General features: G+C 73.9%; 2 protein-coding genes. Both read left to right on the top strand.

Going from position 1 to position 9,438, the window contains the following annotated elements:
• Positions 1-180: 180 nt before the first annotated feature.
• The gene (locus tag ACGFNH_RS17335) at positions 181-1,593 is read left to right on the top strand and encodes an FAD-binding oxidoreductase (RefSeq protein ID WP_393654515.1); all 1,413 of its coding nucleotides are present in this window, start codon (positions 181-183) and stop codon (positions 1,591-1,593) included.
• 688 nt (positions 1,594-2,281) lie between these two features.
• Positions 2,282-9,394, top strand: coding sequence for an SDR family oxidoreductase (locus ACGFNH_RS17330; protein WP_393654463.1), 7,113 nt, complete (start codon positions 2,282-2,284; stop codon positions 9,392-9,394).
• Positions 9,395-9,438: the final 44 nt, after the last annotated feature.

The following is a 9,438-nucleotide window of genomic DNA, read 5'->3' as shown; positions in this document are numbered from 1 at the left end:
GGGGGGGCCCCCGGCCGGGGGGGGGGGGGGGGGGGGGGGGGGGGGGGGGGGGGGGGCCGCGGGGGGGGGGGGGCGGGGGCCGCCCCCCCCCCCCCCCCCCCCCCCCCCCCCCCCCCCCGCCGGCCCCCCCCCCCCCCCCCCCCCCCCCCCCCCCCCCCCCCCTTCGCCGGCTTCGGCGGGCTGGTCCACGCCGCGCCCCGGGGCACGCTTCCGGACGCCGCGTGGGACGAACTGGCCCGCAGGCTCGACGGAACCCTGATCCGGCCCGAGGACGGCGGCTACCCCGAGTGGGGCCACCCGCAGAACCTCCGCTACGACGCCAGGCGTCCCGCGGGAGTCGTCGTCTGCCACACCGCCCGCGATGTGCGGACCGCGATCCTCTGGGCGCGCCGGACCGGCATCCATCTCGTCGCCCGCTCCGGCGGACACAGCTACGGCGGATACTCGGCCACCCGCGGACTGCTGCTGGATCTCGGCCAGTTGAACGAGGTGCGGCCGGACCGCGAGGCGGGCACGGTCACCGTGGAGGCGGGCGCGCGCAACAGCGGCATCTACACCGCCCTCCAGCAGCACGACCGGGCCCTCTCCGCGGGGCGCTGCCCGACCGTCGGCATCAGCGGGCTGACCCTGGGCGGCGGATTCGGCTTCAGCTCCCGCGCGTTGGGCCTGACCGCCGACGCCCTGGAGCGCACCACGGTGGTGACGGCCGCGGGCAACTCCCTGGTGTGCGACGAGAAGCAGCACCCCGATCTGTTCTGGGCCTCCCGGGGCGGCGGTGGAGGCAACTTCGGCGTCAGCACCGAGTTCACCTTCCGCACCACGCCCGTGGACCGGGTGGCGGTCTACCAGCTCGACTGGGAGTGGCAGGACGCGCCCGCGGCCTTCGCGGCCGTCCAGGCCCTGGTGCTGCGGGCGCCGAACGCGTTCTCCTGCCGTATGGGCGGCGGCAGCGCGGGCAGGACGCCTGCGCGGATCGCGGCGCAGCGGAGCGTGTCGGCACTGGGGCAGTTCTTCGGGACGGCGGACGATCTGCGGGACCTGCTCGCGCCGGTCCTGAGCGCCGCCCGGCCGCAGCGGGTGCTCATCGAGGACCGGACGTTCTGGCAGGCCAAGGACTTCCTCTCGCACAGCGTTCCGAGCGACCGGTACGCCGTGAGCTCCGCCTACCTGGACCACCCGCTGCCCGAGCGCGGTGTCGCGACGTTCATGGACGCCGTCGACGCGTGGCCCGGCAGCTCCAACCCGGACGGCGCGGGCATCGCCCTGTTCGCCTGGGGCGGAGCCATCGCCGATGTCGGGCCGCGGGAGACCGCGTTCGTCCACCGCACCGCGCGCTTCCTGCTCGCCGCCGAGACGACGTGGGCACGGCAGGACGACGCCGCGCTCGTCGCGGCGAACCTCCGCTGGCTTCAGGAGCTGAGCCGCGCTCTGGCCGTATACGGCAACGGGCAGGCCTACCAGAACTTCATCGACCCCGCCCTGCGCGACTGGCGGCGTGCGTACTACGGCGCCAACTACCCGCGTCTGGCGGAGGTGAAGCGCCGCTACGACCCGGAGAATTTCTTCCACTTCGCCCAGAGCATCACCGGCTGACGGCGGATGCCGGCGCACTCGGCAGGGATCCGGTGCCGGATGCGGATGCACATCAACGCTGCCACCCCCGGACTCTCGGCCATCTGACGGATATAGATCCGGCCGCGACCTCGCATCATGCCGGGCAGCGCGTCGCGCGCGGCACCGGAGGGCCTGCGAAGGACGACGCCGCGGGGAATCGGGCCGCGGACGGGCGAGGACGCGACGGATCGATTTCTGCTTTCCCGGTGACTTCCATGATCGCGGTAGAACGTGATTCAGCTCTTCGCGGCGGGTTTGCTCGCAGGAATTCGCTCCGTGCGTCGTGATCCTTTCGGTGCCTGCGAAGAACACCCGGAGTGAAGCGCTGGGGAATAGCGTATTCACGCGGTTGTCATCATCGGTCGCCAAGGTGAAACGTTCGGGCAATCATTTGTCCGCGACGGGCACCGGTCGTACGGGACCCCGTCGATATCTGTGCGAGTACACGGGACCGCCCAGGTGGCGCGTGAGTCTTACCTACTCCTTCTCGTGTGCGAACAGCTACTCATGGGTTGACTGTTCGCACCGCTCTCGCTAGCTTCAGCAGGCGCTGTAATTCGAACGCCCTTCCGCTGATCAGAACTCTGTGATCCCGGTGCCCGAATTTCTGCTCCTGCGCCACCCAACCCCCCAATGCGTCATCAAAGCCACCCCCCCCGGAGAACACATGACGTCCGCTGCTGCGCGCGTAGACGACATCGTCATAGGCATCAGTCCCTTCAGAGAACCGGATCCACGACTTGCTTCGGCGGTCAGCAGGGCCGGGGGACTGGGGGTCCTCGATCTCGGTACGGGGGGACGCAGGGCGCGGGAGGCGCTGGCCGACATCGATCGCTGGGCGGCGGGCGCCCGCTACGGCGTCCGGGTGGCGGCCGGCTGCGAACTCACCCCGGCCGACCTGGTCGTACCCGAGGGGGCCGGCCCGGACACGGTGGTCCTCGGTGCGGATGCGCCCTGGTCGGTCGACCAAGTCGCCGCGGACCACCGGGTGTTGGCCGAGGTGATCGACCTCCGCCAGGCTCTGGCCGCCGTCCACGCAGGCGCCCACGGCCTGATCGCCCGCGGCAGCGAGAGCGGCGGGCGCGTCGGTGAACTCAGCACCTTCGTGCTGCTCCAGCAACTGCTCGCCGAGCCCGCCGTGTCGGTTCCCGTCTGGGCCTGCGGCGGCATCGGACCGTACACGGCCGCAGGCGCCGTGGCCGGCGGGGCCGCCGGTGTCGTCCTCGACACCCAGCTCGCCCTGCTCGCCGAATCCGGCCTGCCGGAGGAAGCGGCGGCCGCGATCCGCTCCATGGACGGCTCGGAGACCGTGGTCATCGGTGGCCACCGGGTGCTGCACCGCCGCGGCCAGGAGTCCGCGGACGCGAGCACCGACCCCGCCGCCGTCGCCGCCCGCCTCGGCGTCGATGATCTGCGCACCCGGCTTCTCCCGGTAGGCCAGGACGGGTTCCTCGCCGCCAGGTTCGCGGCCCGGTACCGGGACGTCCGCGGAGCCGTACGCGCCGTGGCCGATGCCGTACGGGACGCCGTACGGGACGAGGGGGCCGGGGAGGCCCTGCGCCCCGGATCGGCGATGAGCCGGACGCTCGGCACCCCGCTGCCCGTCGCGCAGGGGCCGATGACCCGTGTCAGCGACCGTGCCGACTTCGCCTGTGCCGTCGCCGAAGAGGGCGGACTGCCCTTCGTCGCACTGGCGCTGGCCGACCGCATCCGGGCCCGCCAGATGCTGGAGGAGGCCCGTACGGCGCTGGAGGGGCGGCCGTGGGGCGTCGGCGTCCTCGGATTCGCGCCGGAGGAGGTCAGAAGCGCGCAGCTCGAAGCCGTGATGGAACTGCGGCCCACCCACGCGATCATCGCCGGCGGACGGCCGTCACAGGCCGAGGCGCTGGAGCGGGAGGGGATCACCACCTTCCTGCATGTGCCCTCGCCGGGGCTGCTGCGCCAGTTCCTGGAGGCGGGTGCCCGCCGCTTCGTCCTCGAAGGGTCCGAGTGCGGCGGCCACGTCGGCCCCCGGAGCAGCTTTGCGCTCTGGGAGGCCCAACTGGCCGTGATCGAGGACTTCCTGGACGAGACCGGCGACGCGGCCGGCGACCGTGTCGAGGTCCTCTTCGCCGGTGGCATCCATGACGAACGGTCCTCCGCCATGGTCGCCGCGCTCGCCGCACCGCTCACCCGGCGGGGCGGATCGGTCGGCGTCCTGATGGGCACCGCGTACCTCTTCACCGAGGAGGCGGTCGGGCGCGGGGCCGTGCAGCCGCTGTTCCAGCGGCAGGTCGTCGCCTCGCGGCGGACCGTCCTGCTGGAGACCGCCCCGGGCCACGCCACGCGAGCCGTGGCCAGCCCGTTCGCGGAGAACTTCGCCGGTCTCAAGCGGTCGCTGGAGCGCCAGGGCGTCCCCAACCGGGAGATGTGGGAGGAGCTGGAGCGCCTCAACGTCGGCCGGCTGCGGATCGCCAGCAAGGGGATCGAACGCGGCGAGGGCGGCGCGTTGCTGCCGGTCGGAGAGGAACGCCAGCTCACCGACGGCATGTTCATGGCCGGAGAGGTCGCGGTGCTCCGCTCCGCGACGACCACCGTCGCCGCCCTGCACCGCTCGGTCTCCTCGGACGCCGCGGACTTCCTCGCCGGACGCCGCGCCGAACTGCGGCGCCACCTCGGGGAGAGCGAGGCGGAACGATCCGCCGAACCGGAGGCGCCGGAACCGCTGGACATCGCCGTCGTCGGCATGGCCTGCATGTTCCCGCAGTCCCCCGACCTCGCGTCCTTCTGGGCCAATGTGCTCGCCGGCACCGACGCCGTGACCGAGGTACCCGCCGAACGCTGGGACCCGGCGATCCACTACGACGAGCCGGACACCGCCGCCGCCGGGGACAACGGCGCATCCGGGCGCGCGACGACCTCCAAGTGGGGCGGCTTCCTGCCCCCGATCCCGTTCGACCCCCTGCGCTACGGCATTCCGCCCGCCTCGCTCGGCAGCATCGAACCCGTCCAGCTCCTCGCCCTCGAAGCGGCCCGCCGGGCCCTGGAGGACGCCGGCTACGGCGACGGCGACGGGCGCGCCTTCGACCGGTCCCGCACCTCGGTCGTCTTCGGCGCCGAGGCCGGCAGCGACCTGGCCAACGCCCAGACCATGCGCGCGATCCTGCCCTCCTACCTCGGCACGGTCCCGGACGAGCTGACCGGCCAACTGCCGCGGCTCACCGAGGACTCCTTCCCCGGCATGCTCGCCAACGTCATCTCCGGCCGGATCGCCAACCGGCTCGACCTCGGCGGCGCCAACTACACCGTCGACGCGGCGTGCGCGTCCTCGCTCGCCGCCGTCGACGTGGCGTGCAAGGAACTCATCACGGGCACCAGCGACGTCGTCCTGTGCGGCGGAGCCGACCTGCACAACGGCATCAACGACTACGTGCTGTTCTCCTCGGTGCACGCGCTCTCCCCGACCGGCCGCTCCCGCGCCTTCGACAGCTCCGCCGACGGCATCGCGCTCGGCGAGGGCGTCGCCTGCCTCGTCCTCAAGCGCCTGACCGACGCCGAACGGGACGGGGACCGCGTCTACGGCGTGATCAAGGGCCTGGGCAGCTCCAGTGACGGCCGGTCCCTCGGGCTGACCGCACCCCGCCCCGAGGGGCAGCGGGCCGCGCTCGAACGCGCCTACCGCAACGCCGGTGTCTCGCCCGCCGGTGTCGGCCTGGTCGAGGCGCACGGCACCGGTACGGTCGTCGGCGACCGCACCGAACTGACCGTGCTCAGCGAGCTGTTCACCCGCGCCGGGGCCGAGCAGGGCAGCTGTGCCCTCGGCTCCGTGAAGTCGCAGATCGGGCACACCAAGTGCGCCGCCGGCCTGGCCGGAATCATCAAGAGCGTGCTGGCGCTGCACACCGGCGTCAAACCCCCGACCCTGCACATCGAGCAGCCCAACGACGCCTGGAAGGCGACCAGCAGCCCCTTCGTCTTCCACGCCGAGGCCCGCCCCTGGGCGGCACCCGCCGAGCAACGGCTCGCCGGTGTCAGCGCGTTCGGCTTCGGCGGCACCAACTTCCATGTGGTGCTGGCGGCCCACGACAGCGGCGCGCCGCCCGCCACCGCGCTCGACGCCTGGCCCGCCGAACTGTTCACCTTCCGCGGCACCGACCGGGCCGCAGCGCTGCGCCGTGTCGAGGACACTCTGCGGCTGGCGGAGACGAACGACGCGGCGGGGCGCCCCTGGCGGCTGCGCGACCTCGCGCTGGCCTGCGCCCGGCGGGCCGACGCCGGCCACGATCCCGTACGGGTGGCCGTCGTCGCCGAGGACCTGGACGGCCTCGCGGGGCAACTGCGCCGGGTGCTCGCGGGCGAGCACGACGCCGCGTCCGGCATCCATGTGCACGACGGGGAGCCGTCCCCGGAGCAGGGACAGGTGGCGTTCCTCTTCCCCGGCCAGGGAAGCCAGCGGCCCGGCATGTTCGCGGACCTCTTCGTCGCCTTCCCCGAACTGCACCGCTACCTCGAACTCGGCCGGTCCTACGCCGATGTGCTCCACCCGCCCACCGCCTTCGACGCGGCGGGCAGGGCCGAACAGCGGGACCGGATCACCGACACCCGCGTCGCGCAGCCGGCGCTCGGCATCGCGGGCCTCACGGCGTACGCCCTGCTGACCGCGGCCGGTGTACGGCCCGGCATGGCGGCCGGGCACAGCTACGGCGAACTGGTCGCCCTCTGCGCGGCCGGCGCCCTCACCCCGCGGACCCTGCTGGAGCTGAGCGCGGAGCGGGCGAACGCGATCCTCGAGGCCAACGGTGACGAGCGCGGCGCCATGGCCGCCGTGACCACCGGACCCGATGACGTGAGGGAGGTGCTGCGCCGCTCCGGACTCGCGGAGAAGGCCGTCGTCGCCAACCACAACGCGCCGCGCCAGACCGTGCTCTCCGGACACGCGGACGCGGTGGACGAGGCCGTGCGGCTCCTGAAGGACGCCGGGTACGGGGCCAAGCGCATCCCCGTCGCCTGCGCCTTCCACAGCCCGCTGCTCGCCGGTGCGGGGGAGCGGTTCGCCGACAGCTTGGCCGGACGGCCGGTACGGGCGCCCGAGTTCCCCGTCTGGGCCAACCGCACCGCGGATGTCCACGGCTCGCAGCCCGAGGACGTACGCGCCGAACTCGCCGCCCAGATCGAGGCACCGGTCCGCTTCGTGGACCAGATCGAGGCCATGTACGAGGCGGGGGCGAGGGTCTTCGTCGAGGCCGGGCCCGGCACCGTGCTGACGAAGCTGGTCGACTCGATCCTCGGCGACCGCCCGCACCGCACGGTCGCCTTCGAAGGGAGCCGGCGCGGCGCCGGCGGTGTGCGCTCCTTCCTGGACGCGCTCGCCCAACTGGCCGTCGCCGGGCTTCCGGTCCGCACCGGATGGATGTTCCGCGGCCGGGACGCCGTGGAGGCCGGCCGCACCGCACCACCGAAACGGCCGGGATGGACGGTGGACGGCCACCTCGTCCGCACCGCGGCCGGCGAACTCCTGCCCGGTGCCCTTGCACCGGCCCGACCCATCGGGGACGTGACGATGACCGGAAACGGCCAGGCCGGGGGCACCCCTGCCGACAGAGATGCCCTGATCGCCGAATTCCTGCGGAGCAGCAGGGAGATGGTCGCCGCACAGCGCGATGTGCTGCTGGCGCACCTCGGTGTCGCGCCGGGCGTGCAGTTCGCCTCCCCGGCGTCACCCGCCCTGCCCGCCGCCACCTTCGTCTCCGGTGAGCCCGTCGCGGCCGCTCCGGTGGTCCCGGGCGCGGCCGAACCGGTCGGCCTGCTGCCCGACGCACCCGCGGCCGCGGAGCCCGCACCTGTTCCGGCGGCCGAACCCGACGCCGTCACCGCGGACGATGTGCTGCGCGTGGTCTCGGAGATCATCAGTGAGCGCACCGGCTACCCCCTCGACATGATCGAGCCCGAACTCGATCTGGAGGCCGACCTCAGCATCGACTCCATCAAGCGGGCCGAGATCGCGGGCGAACTGGCCAAGCGGCTGGGCGTCGGCGGCGGCGGGGGCGCGGCAGTCCTCGGGGACGACGAGCTGGAGGACCTCGCCAAGGCACGTACCACCGCGGCCGTCACCGCGTGGCTGACCGAGCGCCTCGCCGCGCCGGACGCACCTGCCGATGCGGAGCCGATCTCTCAACAGCCCGCCCCGGCAGGGGAGTCGGCGCAGTCCGCGGAGGAGGAGCCGGCACCGCGCCCGGACCGGCAGCCGGAGGCGACCGAACCGCCGGACACCGCCGTACGGGGTGTGGCGCCCAAGCGGCTCCGCCTCGGCCCGGTACCCCTCGCCGACCCGGACATCGCCGCCGACCCCACCGCGCTGATCGGCACCCGCTTCGCGCTGCTCGGCGACGGCGGAGGCGCCGCCGAGGCGGTCGCCGCCCGCCTCGCGGAACACGGCGCCGACGCCGTGACCCTGGACGCCGGGCACCTCCTCACCGAGGACGACGGCCGTATCGACGGTGTCGTCCTGCTCGACCCGCTGGCCGGACCCGGAACTCCCGTGCTCCCGGAGGCCTTTCCGGTCCTGAAGGCCGCACTGCGGCGCTACCCGCGCTGGCTGCTGGCCGCCCGCCGCACCGAGGGGCGCGGCATACGCGGCGCCGGTCTGGCCGGGCTGTTCCGTACGGTCGCCCGGGAGTACCCGCTGACCATGGCGCGCCTGGTGGACATCGCCCCGGTCGGGGACGAGGGCGCGGCGGACGACGGTCGCGAGGGGGGAGCCCGTGAGGGCGGTCCCGCCGCGGTCGCCGACGCCCTCATCGGTGAACTGCTCGCCGCCGGGGACGCCCCGGTCGTCCTGCGGACGGCCGCGGGCCGGTCGGGACTCGAACTGGTGGAGACGCCGCTGGGCTCCCTCGCCGTGTCCGGTGCCGGCCCCGCCGGGGACGGAGCCGCCGAAGCCGCCGCCATCGGCCTGGACCGCGAATCCGTGGTCGTCCTCGTCGGCGGGGCGCGCGGCATCACCGCGCGGTTCGCGTCCACACTCGCGTCCGCTTCCCGCTGCCGGATCGAACTGCTCGGCCGGACGCCGGAGCCCGGGGGTCCCGAGGATCCCGCCATCGCCGGGGCCCGCGACCTCGCCGCTCTGCGCGCGGCACTCGCCGCCCGCGGCGGCAGCACTCCGGCCGAGATCCAGCGGGAGGCCGCGCGGATCCTGGCGCAACGCGAAGTGGCCGAGACTGTCGAGGAGTTGAGGCGGCTCGGCAGCGATGTGCGCTACCGCGCCGTCGACTTCCGGGAGACCGACGCCGTACTCCAGACCGTGAAGGAGATCCACGCCCACCACGGACGGCTCGACGGCGTCGTCTACGCGGCCGGGGTCATCGAGGACCGGCTCATCGAGGAGAAGACCCCCGAGTCCTTCCAGCGGGTCTTCGCCACGAAGGTGGACGGCGCGAGCGCCCTGCTGGACGCGCTCGGCGAACTGCCCGCCGGGCCCTCCTTCGTCGTCCTCTTCGGCTCCATCTCCGCCGTCCTCGGCAACCGCGGCCAGGCCGACTACGCCGCGGCCAACGACGCGCTGGAGTCCCTCGGCGCGCGCTGGGCGAGCCGTACGGGCCGCCGGGCCCTGACCGTGCACTGGGGACCCTGGGCCCCCTCCGCCACCCACGGCGGCATGGTCAGCCCCGAACTCGGGCGTGAGTACGCGCGGCGCGGCATCGACCTCATCGACCCCGAGGAAGGCACCCTCGCGCTGCTCCGCGAACTCGCCTGGGGCGACGAGCCGTCCGGATCCGTCGTCTACACCGCGTCGGGCTGGTGACCGTGGCACACGACGACTCCGCGCCGGACGGGCCAACGGGTCCG

The sequence above is a fragment of the Streptomyces sp. NPDC048639 genome, assembly GCF_043199075.1.
In the GTDB taxonomy this organism is placed as follows: Bacteria; Actinomycetota; Actinomycetes; order Streptomycetales; family Streptomycetaceae; genus Streptomyces.
The sequence above is the reverse complement of the archived record's forward strand: the minus strand, read 5'-3'. Positions and strand labels throughout refer to the sequence as shown.